Raw genomic sequence first — 15,763 nt, 5'->3', positions numbered from 1 at the left:
CCTCCCATTGATGTAAGACGTGCTGTAGGATTCCAGAGGCAGCAGAAAATCAGCCGTACCTTCGGATTTTGCAACGGAGTTACCTTGATCAAAACCTATGTTAAGGGGCATTGATACACTCTATGTACGCTTAATGAATTCCCCCGCAGTCCCGATGTGGATAAGTCAAGATCAGGCCGCGGGGTAGTGATCTTTTCCCGGGCGATTACATGTGAAGATGGTATTTCATGAGGTTCACAAAAATGCTCTGTATTAGATGAACGGGTTAGCCCTAGGAATAGAAATGAATTCCATGTTGTCTGACGCGCGGCCCCCTGAAAGAAGTTCTAGCCCTATTGCCAGTGCACCCGTCAGTTTGACCAAGCTTAGGTTGTTACCAGCAAACGCTGGGCCTCTTGAGAGATTACCTGCTGAATACTAGACTTGATAATATCGCAACCAGCAGCCAGATTCTCCATGGAAACAGTCAGCGGAGGCATGATCTTCAGGACGAGGTCCCCTCTGCCGGCCCTTTCAATAATAAGCCCATTCTCAAAACTGATCTCCGACATCCGCTTCGCCCCGGCTTCATCCGTAAAGCCCGAAACGTCAATGCCCCAGATCAGGCCAATTCCGCGGATGGTGATGGAAGGATGTAGAGGTTTGATTTCTTTATCAAGGAACGCTCGCACGAACTCTTCCTTCTGCTTCACCTGTTGTTCCAAGGCTACTCTATCCCGGAACTCAAGAGCAGCCTTGGCAGCCACAAAAGCGAGCTGGTTGCCGCGGAAGGTGCCGTTGTGTTCCCCTGGCGTCCAGAGATCCAGTTCAGGCTTCAGGAGCAGGAGGGACATTGGCAGGCCGTACCCGCTGATCGACTTTGACAGGGTAATCAGATCCGGCTCAATCCCCGCACGTTCGAAGGAGAAGAATTCGCCAGTTCGGCCGCAACCGACTTGAATCTCATCGGTAATGAGCAGTATATCGTGCTTGCGGCAAATCTGTTGCAATCCGCGTAACCACTGTGCGTCAGCAACATGAATGCCGCCTTCAGCTTGAACTGTTTCGAGCAGAATGGCAGCCGGCTTATCAACTCCGGAGTGCGAATCCGTTAGAATATTTTCAATATAACCAAGTGTATCCATATCTGCGAAAGCTCCACTCGGATGTGGTATGAAGGTAACTCCATCCAGAGGAAGCCCCGCTCCTTCCCTCATCGACTTAGAGCTTGTTGCCGAGAGGCTGCCAAGTGACATGCCGTGGAAACCACCCATGAATGCAAAGATGCCGGTTCTTTTCTTCGCCTTGCGTGCAAGCTTGAGTGCCGCTTCCACCGCATTTGTACCCGTCGGACCGCAGAATTGAAGCTTGTAATTCAGCTTCTTTGGCTCCAAGATCCGTTCCGAGAAGCTCTGGATGAATTCGCGCTTGGCCATTGTGTACATATCGAGACCATGCATAATCCGATCGGAGGTCAGATAATCTAGAATCCGACCTTTAATATAATCGTTGTTATGACCATAGTTCAGTGCTCCAGCACCTGCAAAAAAATCAATGTATGCTCTTCCATCCTCAGCATATAACAGGTCTTCCTTGGCCCGGTCGAATACTACCGGAAAGCTTCTGCAGTAAGATCTTACGTTAGATTCCAGCTTTTCAAAAATGCTCACGCGCTTCATCCTCCATCGTAATTGGGATAAGTTTAGCTTCATTCTTTCTGAAACTTCTGGCGTCATCGAGCAAAAAATTCTTGGCTGTCGTTACCACAATTGTCGGTCCTCGCATGCCGGCTTGCTGGGTATCCAGTAGACTGGTCTCTCGCACACAGCTTAGGTATGTATAAAAACCCACCAATTCTATTTTTTTCAATAATTGGAAGGTCGACCTGCGTAGAATTATATCAAATTTCCAAAGAATGTATAGTAAAATTTTGGTTAAATTAGATCTTTGAAGTATAAAGTGTTAATATTTCGCCTTAAATTAACACAATTAGGAGGGAAATAAGCAGAGTTTGTCATCAATCGAGGAATTCAACAGGAGTAATTTACCAATAAATCGAATGGTATTAATGGTATATATTACCTTTAACTTCTCCGTCGAAGCTTTGAATCCTTTCACTTTACAAAAATTTAACATGATTGTCCTAATTTGATCTCGTTAACTTATGTAAGCAGAAGAATTTAAGAAGTTATACTTTTCATTTTAATTTACTTTTGTTTTGTAAAGATTAGCAGAGCTAAAAATTACGTTGATGTCGATTTAACAACTATTTTACGAAGTGCATTACTTGCGATTTCGATACGTGGAAGGCTCTCTCTTCTTCATTTGGCTTCGTCTTTTTCTTTCATTTTCACTACAACGAATGATTAAGGCTGTATCGTATATTTTGAAAACTAAAAAAAGGAAGCCACGAGTCAATCTCTCGGGCTCCCTTTTCGATGTTAAAACTTTTTTCGTACCATACGATTCAAAACTCTTTTACTGGTTCACAACTTTTTCATCACTGAACATGTGCTTGTTCATTCAAGCCAGGGTTTTACTCAACCGTTACACTTTTCGCCAAGTTACGTGGTTTATCGACATCGTGACCCAGAGCGAGGGAAGCGTAATATGCCAGCAATTGCAACGCTACAACAGACAGAGCTGGGCTTAGAAGTGGCAGTGTCTTAGGAATCGCAAACGCTTGGTCAACGGATTTAAGCAATGGAGCTACGTGCTCTTCGTACGTAATCGCCAGTACGTCTGCGCCACGTGCTTTTACTTCTTTGATGTTACTTACCGTTTTCTCCAGTACGTTCTCCTGTGTTGCCAAGGCAATAACAGGGATACCGTCCTCAATCAACGCGAGTGTACCGTGTTTCAACTCACCTGCAGCATAAGCTTCAGAGTGAATATAAGAGATCTCTTTCAGTTTCAATGAGCCTTCTTGTGCTACCGCATAATCCAGACCACGGCCGATGAAGAAGAGATGTTCATGTTTAGAGATTTGCTCCGCATACCCTTTAATCGCATCCGCTTGCTCCAGCATGGATTCCACTTGTTCAGGCAGTGCTTGCATCGCTGCCAGTGTGTGTGCAATCTCATCCGGTGTTTGTGTACCACGTACTTGTGCAAGGTACAGACCAAGCAGGTTGAACGCGATCAACTGGGACGTGTAAGCCTTAGTGGAAGCCACTGCGATCTCAGGTCCAGCCAATGTAGCAATTACATCGTCTGCATCACGTGCAATCGAGCTACCCACAACATTTGTAATCGCCAGTACATGCGCACCGTTAGATTGAGCTTCACGCAGTGCTGCCAGCGTATCTGCTGTTTCACCGGATTGGCTTACCACAATTACAAGTGTATCTTTATGAACGATCGGCGAACGGTAACGATACTCGGAAGCAACATCCGTTTCAACCGGAATACGAACCATTTGTTCAATCACTGTACGTCCAACCAGACCAGCATGGTACGCTGTACCACATGCGATGATTTGAACGTTACGAATATTTTTAATTTGCTCTTCCGTCATTTTGAGCTCAGGAAGCTGCACTTTTTTGCCTTCATTGTCGATGCGACCCAGCATTGTATCACGATATGCTTTTGGTTGCTCATGAATCTCTTTCAACATAAAGTGCTCAAATCCGCCTTTTTCCGCGGTTACTGCATCCCAATCGACACGAATCATTTCCCGAGAAATAAAATTGCCCTCAATCGTCATCAATTCGACAGCATCATGTGTCAATACAGCCATTTCGCCATCATTCAGAATGTACACATTACGTGTATGTTCCAGAATTGCCGGAATATCGGAACCAATGAAGTTCTCGCCTTCACCAACACCAATAATCAATGGACTAGCTTGACGCACAGCAACAAGTTTCTCAGGCTCATGCTCTGTCAATACACCCAGTGCGAATGCACCACGCAACAACGTGATCACTTTTTGCACAGTTTTAACAATATCACCATTGTATTCACGTGCAACCAGGTGAGAAATGACTTCAGTATCTGTCTCGGAAGTAAACGTGTGACCTTGGGAGATCAGCTCATCCTTCAGCTCCAGATAGTTCTCAATAATCCCGTTATGCACAACGGAAAACTTCTGGCTTCCATCCGTGTGTGGATGGGAATTCTCGTCCGATGGTTTACCATGCGTAGCCCAGCGAGTGTGTCCGATTCCGGCATTACCTACCAGCGGAGCACCATCCAGCTTTGCTTCAAGATTCGCCAAACGTCCAAGAGCTTTCGTAATTTGCAGACCTTGCGGTGTAAATACAGCGATCCCTGCAGAGTCATAACCACGATACTCGAGCTTTTTCAATCCTTCGACCAATACCGATTGAGTGTTTTTATTACCAATATATCCAACAATACCGCACATAATTTAGTTCCTCCGTTTGTATATGAATACTGTGTCTGGAAGAGAAACAGGCAGAGGTGGACGTATTGGAAAATGATAGATTGCTTACCGTATCATGAATATCATTTCCTATTCAATTATCAATGATTAGAACGGCCTTCTGCCGCCCTGTGTGTTCATGCTCTATTACGAATGCAATCATGAATGTACATCATTTTCCCGTCCGCGCACTGTTTACGCTCTTCACGCACATTCATTTTGAATTTTATCTGATCCTTTGCACCTACCGGCGCGTTGTGTGGACAGTCACCTATCCATTTTCCGCAATCCGGTTTACGGCTCTGGTGCATCACCGGGAGGTCCCCGCCGAACAATCCGAACACCTCCACCTCGTCAGCTTGATTGCCGTCCATGTTTCCCATGTTATCTCCTGATTAGCAAAAGAGAAATCCATCAACATGCGTCCCGCGCAACTCCAAGCTCTGGCGCTTGTGTAACTGTAACCTTACAATCCTCACTTTCCGTGTCTGAATGACGACTCCACTCATTATATGCACCTGAAGTCCATTTTGCAATGGAGCAAAGTACCTGTAACCATTTCAGCATATTTACCCACGCTCCCAGCCAAATAATCAGACCCATAGTCTTATCTGGCCAGGACGCAGGAACAATGAATGAATCGTTAATATATGGAATTAAATCAGCCTCTGTATAACCATATGCCAAGATATCAATTTTGTGAAAAATAACACTCAAATCGCATGACAACAGGCTTTTTTCAGTAGGTTATACCAGTTCTTTTTGCACAACATCTGCAATCTGGGATACAAACTGCTCCAGCTCATCTTTATCTGGCCCTTCAGCCATAACACGGATCAAGGACTCGGTACCCGATGCACGAACAAGCACACGACCATTATCCCCCAGTTTTTCTTCTACTGCAGCGATCGCTTCTCCGATGGCAACATTGCCTTCGTATTTGCTCTTGTCTTCAACACGAACGTTAACCAGCACTTGTGGGTACTGTGTCATGATTGCTTTCAACTCACTCAGCTTTTTACCTGAAGCTTTCAGTGTGTCGACAAGTTGAATCGCCGTTAGCATGCCATCTCCCGTTGTATTGTAGTCCAGGAAAATAACGTGACCCGACTGCTCTCCGCCCAGGTTATATCCACCACGACGCATCTCTTCCATCACATAGCGGTCACCAACAGCCGTTTTGGCTGTTTTCAGCGCAAGCTTCTCTGTTGCTTTGTAGAAACCAATATTACTCATAACGGTAGACACCACCGTGCTATCTTTCAGCTTGCCTGCCCGATTCATCGCGTCTCCGCAAATACACAGAATAAAGTCGCCATCCACTTCGGCACCCGTTTCATCAATAGCAATCAGGCGATCGGCATCCCCGTCAAAAGCAAGACCAAGATCCGCTTGATGTTTCAGCACCTCTTGTTTTAAATGCTCCGGATGGGTCGAACCGCACTGCTCGTTAATGTTCAGACCGTTCGGCTCAGCGCCAATGGCAATAACTTCAGCCCCAAGCTCACTAAATAATTTTGGTGCAAGCTCATATGCCGCACCATTGGCACAGTCGAGTACAATTTTGAGACCAGAGAACGACTCGGATACAGTGGTTTTCAGATAATCCAGATAACGATAACGAGATTGCTCATCCATCGTCACCGTTCCAAGACCTGCACCAACGGGGCGTGGCAGTTCATCTTTTACCGCATCCATCAGCTCTTCGATCCGGTTCTCCGTCTCATCCGATAGCTTGAAGCCATCTCCACCGAAAAATTTGATACCGTTATCCTCAACAGGATTGTGGGAAGCCGAGATCATTACACCCGCGTCTGCTTTGAGCAAACGAGTAATATAAGCGACACCTGGTGTAGACACAACGCCTAAACGAATTACATCCGCTCCAATAGACAACAGACCCGCTACGAGTGCTGATTCCAGCATAAGTCCAGAGATTCGTGTGTCCATGCCGATCACTACTTTAGGTCTTTCCACCCCACCTGCAAGCACATAACCACCACAGCGTCCGATGCTGTAAGCCAGCTCCGCCGTCAATTCTTTATTCGCAACCCCTCTTACACCATCTGTACCAAAATATTTACCCATGATCTAACTCCTTCTATTTGCATCATATATGAGCACATCAATATCATTTTTAGATTTGAAAATAAAAAATTGCATAATTACGGATTAGAACCAGATTTACTGCCGTTGTTATTATTTGCATTGTTATTTACACTACCACGATTGGTCGCTGCACTTCCCTGCTGAGTTTGATCCTGCTGTTCCGTATTCGATTCGTTTTGCTCTTCTACAGGATCTGTGTTTGGCTGTCCATTCTCGACTTCTGCCGGTGATGGATCTGGTCCTGAGGGATTATCCTCACCTGAATTTTGCTCCGGAGGAGCAGTCGCATCTGCGGCTTTCTCACTGAGCTTCACTGTGGCACTAAAATTATTAGACGCCTCATCCAGCTTAGCGAACCGGGGCAGATTAGCTTCCAGTTTAATCTCATGTGTGCCCACACCAAGTCCCTGGAGATTGGCTGTAAGCTTGATGTCATCACCACTGAGACCTTCGAGCATGGTTCTTGGCCCACTTAGTGTAATGTTCTGTCCACCACTTTTAGGAGTAACCAACTCACCTTCCAGCCCGTTCCCCACACCAGTTAAATGAATCGGTACGTTGGGAAAGACTTTGGTCGTTGTTTCGACCTCATCATATGGGGACACCGTCACCTTGATCTGAATCGAACTAGGCTCGATTTTCTCAGAACCAGAGGGCGGCGTCAAGTCCACGTTAACTGTAGAGGTACCAGACTCCGTGAATTGCGTAAGATCAAGAGTAGCTTGGTCGTAGGACTGTATACCTGCAAGTGCTCCCTCACTCCCATAAATCGAGACTTCTTTCACGCTCGGCTCGACCGAGGACAGCACCAGACCCTCTGGTAACTGTCCCGAATATTTGATCCTCAAGGGAACTTTAGTGTAGGGCTGATTGACTGGTATTCGAACTTCGACTGTTTGAGGTGACATGGTTGCATTCTCGATGACTTTACCCTCAGCATCATATGCCTGAAGCTTCACTTTTTTCTGAATTATATCTTCCTTCGCATCTTTCACACTGACACTGCCCTGAACACTCGCCACAGCATCAAGCTGTCCTTCCGGCAGAGTTACCTTAACTGGAGCAGAAGGCTCAACCACGGGCGTTCCAGCCGTATATCCAGCCGAAGGCTCTCCTTCGGGTACAATATTCACATTGAACGATTTGGTGCCCAATTTCTCCACGTTCACCGTTACCATGGAAGGTTCCATACTGACCACTTCAACGCCGGAAGGCAGGTCAGGTACAAGGGGCAGTGTGTTCGAACCATCTTTAACCTGGCTCAAATCAACCAGAACCTTATAATCATCATTGGTAAAAATGGACGTAAGCATTGAACGCTGTCCTTTAATCTCCAGCCGCACCTCATCTGTGCTAAGTGAAGTAAGAACATAAGCATTACTATCCAGCCCATATGGCTGAACAGGTACAGTACGCTCCACAACCTTGCTCGATATCCCCGTTGTGATGGTTGGTGTAGTTGGTACTTCATCCAGATGAATCATGAACCAGAGAAGCAGGCTTACCGCCAGTGCAAGTATTTTCGCAAAGTTATTGTTGTTAAACCATTTATCCATTGTTACGTCCCCCCTTCCGTTTCCAGAAGGTTGACCATGCATTCTTTTTGCTCAGATTGGAGGTCGGACGCAATTCCTCATACAGCTTGGCAATCAGCGACTCTTCCTTAATATCACGAACTACCTGTCCATTCATCGCCAGAGAAACTTGCCCTGTCTCCTCCGAAACAACCAGACAGATTGCATCGGCCACCTCCGTTATTCCGATTGCCGCACGGTGGCGCGTTCCCAATTCCTTACTGATAAACGGATTCTCGGATAATGGCAGGTAACAGGCTGCTGCAGATATTTGTTTTCCTTGAATGATGACTGCCCCATCATGGAGCGGCGTGTTGGGAATAAAAATGTTAATCATCAGTTCAGAACTGACGAGAGATTGCATCTTGATCCCGGATTCCGTGTAGTCATTCAGTCCTGTTTCACGCTCGAAGACGACAAGTGCACCAATTTTACGGCGAGACAAATAGTTAACGGACTTAATAATTTCACCAATTAACACGGTTAACTCTTCATCACTTGCGGCGGCTGAGCGCCCAAACAGTTTACCTCGACCCAATTGTTCCAAACCACGACGGAGTTCCGGCTGGAATATGATAAACACCGCAACAACCCCAAACGTAAACATCTGGTTCATTAGCCATTTAAGTGTATACAGATTTAGCCATGTGCTTAACGCCCAGATCAACACCAGGAACAAAATTCCTTTCAGTAGCTGAACCGCGCGTGTACCCCGCACTAGCAAAATCAGTTTGTACATAATATAGGTAACGATCAATATATCGATAACGTCCTTAATGGACTCTTTCCACGTTAAGTCAGCAAAATAATTCATAAGCCAGCCCCCGCTATCCCCATTGATGAGTAAACTCTGATCTCATATTAACCATTTGGGATTTTACATAATCCCTTCTTCGCATTTATTCAATGCTTATCTATATGTAGTATGTTCTCATTACTATCTAGGTTATAACGTTACCGTTCAGGTTGCAAGTTACTCCAGTCACAAACTGCATATAAGCTTCCTTTTCGCACTTTCTCTGTCATTTAGGCAATAAAAAAAGAGCACCCCACGCAATTCGGAGGTACCCTGCTTGGTATATACCCGTGAAGTTATACCCTGACTTAGCGGTAAGCCACTTCATTTACCATATTGGTTATTTTGTACCAAAACCAGTCCAGCGCCTGATCAATACTTTTTACCTGACCTGACACGTGCGCTGTAGAAGCTTGAAACAGTTGTCCGTCGATGACCGTCAGATTGCCATTCACATCACCATACACCTGAGCGGTTCCATTCTCTATCGTAAGATCGCCAGCAACTGACTTACCTTCTGGAACAATAACCGTGTTGCCTTGAATCACGAGCTGATCCAGACTGTTCCCCTTAACGACCATTTCGTTGTTCTGATTCCAGAAATTGAAGGCGCTAAAGAGCATCACGACCAAAAAGAAGGCTGCCGCCGTCAGCGCGGGATGTCCTTTGACCCATCTGAGCCATACTTGTTGTCTCTTGGGCTGTGGCAGAGCATTCATAATTCGATTGGTCAGCTCATCCGAGGCAGACGGTGAATAATGTTTCATGGCAAAGAGTAGCATTTCCGTCTGTTCCAACTCTTTAAAGCGCATGCGACAATCCGGACAGATCAACAAATGGCTTTTCAATTCAGTTTTCTGATCCGGGGACAACGACTCATCCAAACATTCATGCATTAAAGAGACGGCCGAGTTGCAATCCATATGAGAGCCAATCCTTTCCTTAGACACTTAGTCCATACACCTGCAAAAAGCATGCATAAGACTTGCATACATTTCATACGCACCCGTTTCGGATATGTTTCAAATAATTTTGCCCAAAATTTCGGGTGATTGTGATTATAACTTATATTCTAGTTTTTTGCGCAGAAAATCACGGCCCCGGTGCACCCTTGTCTTAATCGTTGTTACGGGCATACCTGTGACATCACTGATCTCCTGTAATGACAAGTCCTGTAAATATCTCAAAACCATAACGGACTTATACTTGGCTGGTAAGCTATCAATCGCCTCACGGATGAGGGTCTGTGTTTCGGAAAGCAGTGCTTCACTCTCAGGTGTTCGATCATCACTCGGAAGCATTGCGTAGCCGTCAGTTCCTTCCTGATCATTCAGTTCTGCATCAAGTGAGTAAGAAGGTTTCTTTCTTCGTAACCGATCGATGCACAAATTCGTTGCAATCCGATAGATCCAGGTCGAGAATTTCTGATTCGGATCATACTTTTCCATATTTCGAAACACACGCAAAAACGTCTCCTGAACAACATCCTCCGCTTCGTGACGGTTGCTCAGCATCCGATATGCCAAATGAAACAGCTTGTCCTTGTATAATTCAACGATTTCTGCAAAGGCTCTCTGGTCTCCCTTGAGTACCAGCTTCACAAGCCTGTTCTCCAAATTGTCCACCCTGATTCCCCCAGACATGCTGATGGGTCTTCCGTCTTCTAATACCCGTCCACACTTGTAATTCACCAATCAAATCGTAAATCAACTTTGGTCAAAAATCAAGACTGTATGACAAATATCCTCCAAAAACAGTAAAAACGGGAACTCCCTAAGGAGTCCCGTCTAATCTCTCTTTTCAAAAGAAGAGATAGATATTTATTTTATTACATAAATCATTCATCATATGAACGTTGTGAATGATCTTTTGATCAAACATCAGCCTGTATTCCGCAATCCTGCTGCAATACCATTAATGGTCAACAATACTTCACGAAGTAGTTCGGTATCATCCTCACCACGTTCCCGCATGTCACGCAGTTCACTTAGCAACTGTACTTGCATGTAGGAAAGTGGATCAACATAGGGATTACGCAAACGAATCGATTCCTGAATTACAGGTACATCATCCAGAATTTCAGCTTCACCTGTAATTTTCAGAATCAGCTCTTTGGTAAGCTTAAACTCCGATTCGATCTGACCAAAGATACGGTCACGAGCTTCTTTATTGGAAGTCATGGCCGAATACTCTTTAGCAATCACGAGATCTGCTTTGGCAACCGCCATTTGCACCGTATCAATCAGCGTACGGAAGAACGGGAAGTTAGCATACATTTCTTTCAGGACGTTCAGGTTCTCCTCTTTGCCCTGATAGTAGCTTTGCAACCCCGTACCTGCCGCATACCAAGCCGGAAGCAAGTAACGGCTTTGTGTCCAGGCAAATACCCAAGGAATCGCACGCAAGTCTTCAAACTTGTCACTGCCCTTCCGTTTGGATGGACGTGAACCAATATTGAGTTCGCCTACTTCTGGAAGCGGCGTAGACTCTTTAAAGAACGTGAAGAAATCCGGGTCACGGAAAATGAGATCCTGATACTTCGTCAGTGACACTTCCGAGATGTCCTTAATAATCTCATCCCAAGCTTGCTCTGACGCCGACTCTTGCGGCTCCAGACCATTCAAAGCCGCTGTGATTAGCGCCGAAGTAGCCTGCTCCAAACTACGGTAAGCAATTCCTTGGAGAGAATAACGAGATGAAATAACTTCACCTTGCTCCGTAATTTTGATTCCGCCGCCAATCGTATGAGGAGGCTGTGCAAGAATACTACGGTTCAGTGGCATGCCGCCACGTCCGAGCGCTCCGCCGCGTCCGTGGAAGAATTTCAGCTTCACACCATGCTCATTGCCCACAGCCGTAATCGCATTCATCGCTACGCGCAGTTCCCAGTTTGCCGTAACTACACCGCCATCTTTATTACTGTCGGAGTATCCAAGCATAATTTCGTGCAACTCATTACGTCCAGTCACGCTTGCACGATATATAGGTAAGTTAAACAACCGTTGCATAATTTCCGATGCTGCATGAAGGTCGTCAATCGTTTCAAACAACGGAACAGCTTGCAGTGTAGAGATCACTTCACCGTTTGCCCCTTTGGAGAACAAACCAACCTCTTTGGCAAATACCATCACTTCAAGTAGATCACTTGCTCCTTGTGTCATACTGATCAAGTAACTCGTGATACAGCCTGTACCGAACTCATTCTGTGCACGCTTAATTGCACGGAAGACATCCAGACACTCTCTCGTTCCTTCCGTGTACTGATGATACGGAGAAGTAAGCGGTCTTGGATCATCCAGCAAACGAGCAAGCAGATCGATTTTCCCGTCTTCCGTCAGACGTGCATAATCGTCTACAATGTTCATTTTTGCTAAAATTTCCGACATCGCACTTTCATGCTCCTTGCTGTGCTGACGCACATCCAGGGCAGCGGTATGGAATCCGAAAAGTTCAACCTGACGTATCATTTTACGCACTGTAGTATCTGCTACATAATCAGCAAAATGATGACGTAAGCTACGGTCGATGATTAACAGATCATTAATCAGGTCTTGAGCGTTCTGGTAGCGATCTGGCTGACCAACCTTGTTCTCATCCAGGACATTGTTCAGCTTGGCAATCATGTAAGCCAGTTTAATGCGATAAGGTTCCTTTTCATTACGCCAAATGTCCACTTTTTTCAAAGTAACACAGTTGCGATCCTGCTCAATCGACTGCGCCAGTTCATCCGAGATATGAATGATGTTGGTGCTGAAGCTGAGGTGTCCCATAAGTTCAATCATAATCCGCTGATACTCACGCAAAGCGAGCTTGCGTTGCATGAGAAGCGTTTGCCATGTTACATCTGAAGTTACCGATGGATTTCCATCCCGGTCTCCACCAATCCAGGAACCGAAACGCAAATACGTCGGCACATGCCAGTCATGGTCTGGATAAAATTTATTCAGGCAACGTTCCAGTTCCTGATATACATCCGGAAGTACGTGGAACAACGTTTCATGAAAGTAATACATCCCGTTCCGCACTTCATCGAGTACAGTCGGTTTGCGATCGCGAAGCTCATCTGTCTGCCAGAGCGTAATAACCTCATTCAACAGTTTCTCACGCAGTTGTTCACGTTCACGCAACGTCAGCGTAGGATTGTCCAGTAGCATGACATCTTCAGAAATCCGTTTATGGATATCCAGAATAACCCGGCGCATCGCTTCTGTCGGGTGAGCTGTCATCACGAGTTCCAGTGATAAATCATCCAGAATCTCTTCTACTTCGGTATGAGACAATCCACGTTCTTTCAGGTCCTGTACTGCCTTTTCAATCGAACCTGGCTGTACAGCATCTCCCGCAGAACGCTCATAATCCCGTTTACGCCGAATCCGATGGTTTTGTTCAGCAATATTAACTAATTGAAAATAAATAGCGAAAGCTCGAATAACCTGATGACGATTGTCCGAGTCTAATTCCTGGATCATCGTTTTGAACTCTTCATACAGTTCTGGCAAAAACTCTGCACGCAACGATTTGCTCGTTTCCCGAATCTTCTCAACGACATCTAGAAGCTCCGTGCCTCCTTGATGGACAAGAACTTCTCCGAGTATGTTGCCCAGGAACCGCACGTCTCGCCGAAGCAGGTTGTTGGATTGGCTTTTGCTGGCGGTTACCGTAGTTTCAGTCATGCTTATCCTCCCATCTGATCGTTCCATTCGTACACGTAAATTTGACACCTTCATAACATCATACAATAAAATGGTACGAAAATCTTTATTTTTCTACTAGTAAAAATGGGGATTATCCCCGAAATACATCACAAAAACACGCTTTTTTATTCATTTTCTTGTTCTGCTTCTATGAATAGCCATATGCTGTCGCATGATACCTTTTTCACGTACTTTTTATACCTTGAACATCTCATAACTAATCTAAAAAATTCATAATTATGCAGTCACATTATTCTAGGTTTTGGAATACGGAAGTAGGCTTTCAATTCTCCAGTTTTAGCATTCATGGATAACAGGCGCTCCTAAGAAACATGACCGGCAAAGCAAGCTTTTGTATACTTTACCACACTGACGCAATGAATTAAAGAGAAATTTCGATTTTCTAACACTTACCGTTGTCTTTTGATATATTTCTTATGTATTTCACAGTAAATTTGTTTGTCCCCCATAACTTAACACTCCTCCTGCTACATAATGTTCTTGTGTATTTGGGCAGATTACTTGATAGTTCGTACAACATAAAGGAGGAGTTCACATCATGAAAAAAGCCACAACCATTATTGCTTCCATGTTAGTCGTTGCCGCAATGGCTGGTTCTGCAGGTGCTGAGGGCCATATGACCAACGGGATGGATACCAACGGTTCACGTGTAAAGTCTTATCAGAATAGCAACTACATGGACCGTACAAACAGCAACTTGAACATGAACATGGATGGTAACTATCGTACCAATGGGGATTACCGAAACAATGGGGATTATCGCACTAACAGTGTACGTACAAATGCAGCTACAACAACAGACCGCGACAACGGAATGGACTGGGGATGGCTTGGTTTGCTCGGGTTGCTGGGACTGGCCGGTATGCGTAAGAGAGCAACTGATCATCACGAGCGTTAATTGATTGGTTCTTTTGTGAAAAAAAGGGCCTCCGCTACTAAGCTGGTCATCACTGACCTTTAGCGTAAAGCAACATAAAAGAGCCGAACCCATTGTGTACTGCTTCACACAATGGATTCGGCTCTTAGATACATACAAGGCGATCTGTGCCTTAGATCGCCTCCTAACACGATATATCAACGTTTCAGATTCATTACAAAAAAAGTCTCTGCTATAAGTGCAGAGACTTTTTTGAATCAGTAAGCGGGTGATGGGAATCGAACCCACGCTATTAGCTTGGAAGGCTAAAGTTCTACCATTGAACTACACCCGCATAAACAAAAATCGGGATGACACGATTTGAACATGCGACCCCCTGGTCCCAAACCAGGTGCTCTACCAAGCTGAGCTACATCCCGATATGAAAGATAATAATGGCGCGCCCTGAGAGATTCGAACTCCCGGCCTTTTGATTCGTAGTCAAACGCTCTATCCAGCTGAGCTAAGGGCGCAAATATTGGAGCGGAAGACGGGAATCGAACCCGCGACCCTCGCCTTGGCAAGGCGATGCTCTACCGCTGAGCCACTTCCGCAAAATAAGGGATGCGCGTGGAGGGACTTGAACCCCCACGTCAAAGACGCTAGATCCTAAGTCTAGTGCGTCTGCCAATTCCGCCACACGCGCATGTAGTAAAAGTGAGTCATGAAGGATTCGAACCTTCGACACCCTGATTAAAAGTCAGGTGCTCTACCAACTGAGCTAATGACTCATATTAAAATGGCTGGGGATATAGGATTTGAACCTATGCATGACGGAGTCAAAGTCCGTTGCCTTACCGCTTGGCTAATCCCCAAAAATTGATGGTGGAGGCTGAGGGGATCGAACCCCCGACCCTCTGCTTGTAAGGCAGATGCTCTCCCAGCTGAGCTAAGCCTCCATCTTTGGGATGTTCATCCCTAAAACATTAGATAAAACTATGACCCGTAGGGGATTCGAACCCCTGTTACCTCCGTGAAAGGGAGGTGTCTTAACCCCTTGACCAACGGGCCCCATTTGCAGAGCTCTCAACCGGGATCGAACCGGTGACCTCATCCTTACCATGGATGCACTCTACCTACTGAGCTATGAGAGCAAATGGCTCCCCGAACAGGACTCGAACCTGTGACAACTCGATTAACAGTCGAGTGCTCTACCAACTGAGCTATCAGGGAATAATATGCATTTGGGCTGCAAATGCAACTCATCGTACAACGTCCACATGCAGAGCCTGTTTTTTATGTAAGATGAAAAAGTTCGCTTGGCGGCGTCCTACTCTCCCAGGACCC

General features: G+C 45.6%; 12 protein-coding genes and 11 tRNA genes. 1 reads left to right on the top strand and 22 read right to left on the bottom strand.

The window, feature by feature from the left end; translation table 11 throughout:
- Positions 1–365 precede the first annotated feature (365 nt).
- The 11 genes from ectB to ppc all read right to left on the bottom strand — a co-directional run bounded on the left by ectB (position 366) and on the right by ppc (position 13,518).
- Positions 366–1,649, bottom strand: a complete 1,284-nt coding sequence (ectB, locus tag H7T88_RS02835) for a diaminobutyrate--2-oxoglutarate transaminase (RefSeq protein WP_154891780.1) — start codon at positions 1,647–1,649, stop codon at positions 366–368.
- Positions 1,636–1,803 (bottom strand): hypothetical protein, encoded by a 168-nt coding sequence (locus H7T88_RS02830; protein WP_253491078.1) that lies wholly within the window; start codon positions 1,801–1,803, stop codon positions 1,636–1,638. The genes ectB and H7T88_RS02830 overlap by 14 nt, the downstream gene beginning before the upstream one ends.
- Before the next feature lie 712 nt (positions 1,804–2,515).
- On the bottom strand, positions 2,516–4,348 hold the full coding sequence (gene glmS, locus H7T88_RS02825; RefSeq protein WP_090924350.1) for a glutamine--fructose-6-phosphate transaminase (isomerizing): 1,833 nt from the start codon (positions 4,346–4,348) through the stop codon (positions 2,516–2,518).
- A 155-nt stretch (positions 4,349–4,503) separates the two neighbouring features.
- Positions 4,504–4,749: a hypothetical protein gene (locus tag H7T88_RS02820; protein WP_090924351.1), complete on the bottom strand. Its 246-nt coding sequence runs from the start codon at positions 4,747–4,749 to the stop codon at positions 4,504–4,506.
- A gap of 31 nt (positions 4,750–4,780) precedes the next feature.
- Positions 4,781–4,933 carry a hypothetical protein gene (locus H7T88_RS02815; protein WP_186331813.1) on the bottom strand — a complete coding sequence of 51 codons (153 nt, stop codon included), beginning with the start codon at positions 4,931–4,933 and terminating at the stop codon, positions 4,781–4,783.
- A gap of 180 nt (positions 4,934–5,113) precedes the next feature.
- The gene (gene glmM, locus H7T88_RS02810; protein WP_123065967.1) at positions 5,114–6,454 is read right to left on the bottom strand and encodes a phosphoglucosamine mutase; all 1,341 of its coding nucleotides are present in this window, start codon (positions 6,452–6,454) and stop codon (positions 5,114–5,116) included.
- A gap of 77 nt (positions 6,455–6,531) precedes the next feature.
- A complete protein-coding gene (locus H7T88_RS02805; protein WP_221786769.1) occupies positions 6,532–8,031 on the bottom strand; it encodes a CdaR family protein in 1,500 nt (499 codons plus the stop codon).
- A complete protein-coding gene (cdaA, locus tag H7T88_RS02800; RefSeq protein WP_090924354.1) occupies positions 8,024–8,863 on the bottom strand; it encodes a diadenylate cyclase CdaA in 840 nt (279 codons plus the stop codon). The genes H7T88_RS02805 and cdaA overlap by 8 nt, the downstream gene beginning before the upstream one ends.
- Positions 8,864–9,153: 290 nt before the next feature.
- Positions 9,154–9,768: a zf-HC2 domain-containing protein gene (locus H7T88_RS02795; RefSeq protein ID WP_090924355.1), complete on the bottom strand. Its 615-nt coding sequence runs from the start codon at positions 9,766–9,768 to the stop codon at positions 9,154–9,156.
- Between the two features lie 135 nt (positions 9,769–9,903).
- Positions 9,904–10,470, bottom strand: a complete 567-nt coding sequence (gene sigW, locus H7T88_RS02790) for an RNA polymerase sigma factor SigW (protein ID WP_221786768.1) — start codon at positions 10,468–10,470, stop codon at positions 9,904–9,906.
- A 255-nt stretch (positions 10,471–10,725) separates the two neighbouring features.
- A complete protein-coding gene (gene ppc / locus H7T88_RS02785) occupies positions 10,726–13,518 on the bottom strand; it encodes a phosphoenolpyruvate carboxylase (protein ID WP_221786767.1) in 2,793 nt (930 codons plus the stop codon).
- A gap of 580 nt (positions 13,519–14,098) precedes the next feature.
- On the opposite strand from ppc, the gene H7T88_RS02780 reads away from it, so the two are divergent.
- Positions 14,099–14,458 (top strand): WGxxGxxG family protein, encoded by a 360-nt coding sequence (locus H7T88_RS02780; protein ID WP_145334652.1) that lies wholly within the window; start codon positions 14,099–14,101, stop codon positions 14,456–14,458.
- A 242-nt stretch (positions 14,459–14,700) separates the two neighbouring features.
- Here the strand turns inward: H7T88_RS02780 and H7T88_RS02775 are convergent.
- The 11 genes from H7T88_RS02775 to H7T88_RS02725 form a co-directional block, all read right to left on the bottom strand.
- Positions 14,701–14,771: transfer RNA gene (locus H7T88_RS02775), tRNA-Gly, on the bottom strand.
- Between the two features lie 11 nt (positions 14,772–14,782).
- Positions 14,783–14,856: transfer RNA gene (locus H7T88_RS02770), tRNA-Pro, on the bottom strand.
- A 16-nt stretch (positions 14,857–14,872) separates the two neighbouring features.
- A tRNA-Arg gene (locus H7T88_RS02765) sits at positions 14,873–14,949 on the bottom strand.
- A gap of 6 nt (positions 14,950–14,955) precedes the next feature.
- A tRNA-Gly gene (locus H7T88_RS02760) sits at positions 14,956–15,030 on the bottom strand.
- A gap of 11 nt (positions 15,031–15,041) precedes the next feature.
- Positions 15,042–15,122: transfer RNA gene (locus H7T88_RS02755), tRNA-Leu, on the bottom strand.
- 12 nt (positions 15,123–15,134) lie between these two features.
- Positions 15,135–15,207: transfer RNA gene (locus H7T88_RS02750), tRNA-Lys, on the bottom strand.
- 9 nt (positions 15,208–15,216) lie between these two features.
- Positions 15,217–15,291 (bottom strand) — tRNA-Gln (locus H7T88_RS02745).
- An 8-nt stretch (positions 15,292–15,299) separates the two neighbouring features.
- A tRNA-Val gene (locus tag H7T88_RS02740) sits at positions 15,300–15,375 on the bottom strand.
- A gap of 40 nt (positions 15,376–15,415) precedes the next feature.
- A tRNA-Glu gene (locus H7T88_RS02735) sits at positions 15,416–15,487 on the bottom strand.
- A 10-nt stretch (positions 15,488–15,497) separates the two neighbouring features.
- Positions 15,498–15,570, bottom strand: a tRNA-Thr gene (locus tag H7T88_RS02730).
- Positions 15,571–15,573: 3 nt separating this feature from the next.
- Positions 15,574–15,649: transfer RNA gene (locus H7T88_RS02725), tRNA-Asn, on the bottom strand.
- Positions 15,650–15,763 lie beyond the last annotated feature (114 nt).

Origin of the sequence: Paenibacillus cucumis (ex Kampfer et al. 2016), from assembly GCF_019748695.1 — a bacterium.
In the GTDB taxonomy this organism is placed as follows: domain Bacteria; phylum Bacillota; class Bacilli; order Paenibacillales; family Paenibacillaceae; genus Paenibacillus; species Paenibacillus polysaccharolyticus.
This window is presented reverse-complemented; position numbering and strand designations above follow the sequence as displayed.

What these genes read in the sequence shown, in the direction of transcription:
- cdaA (WP_090924354.1), bottom strand. Translation starts at nt 8,863, where the DNA reads ATGAATTATTTTGCTGACTTAACGTGGAAAGAGTCCATTAAGGACGTT.
- H7T88_RS02815 (WP_186331813.1), bottom strand. Translation starts at nt 4,933, where the DNA reads ATGCTGAAATGGTTACAGGTACTTTGCTCCATTGCAAAATGGACTTCA.
- H7T88_RS02795 (WP_090924355.1), bottom strand. Translation starts at nt 9,768, where the DNA reads ATGGATTGCAACTCGGCCGTCTCTTTAATGCATGAATGTTTGGATGAG.
- glmS (WP_090924350.1), bottom strand. Translation starts at nt 4,348, where the DNA reads ATGTGCGGTATTGTTGGATATATTGGTAATAAAAACACTCAATCGGTA.
- H7T88_RS02820 (WP_090924351.1), bottom strand. Translation starts at nt 4,749, where the DNA reads ATGGGAAACATGGACGGCAATCAAGCTGACGAGGTGGAGGTGTTCGGA.
- H7T88_RS02780 (WP_145334652.1), top strand. Translation starts at nt 14,099, where the DNA reads ATGAAAAAAGCCACAACCATTATTGCTTCCATGTTAGTCGTTGCCGCA.
- glmM (WP_123065967.1), bottom strand. Translation starts at nt 6,454, where the DNA reads ATGGGTAAATATTTTGGTACAGATGGTGTAAGAGGGGTTGCGAATAAA.
- H7T88_RS02805 (WP_221786769.1), bottom strand. Translation starts at nt 8,031, where the DNA reads ATGGATAAATGGTTTAACAACAATAACTTTGCGAAAATACTTGCACTG.
- ppc (WP_221786767.1), bottom strand. Translation starts at nt 13,518, where the DNA reads ATGACTGAAACTACGGTAACCGCCAGCAAAAGCCAATCCAACAACCTG.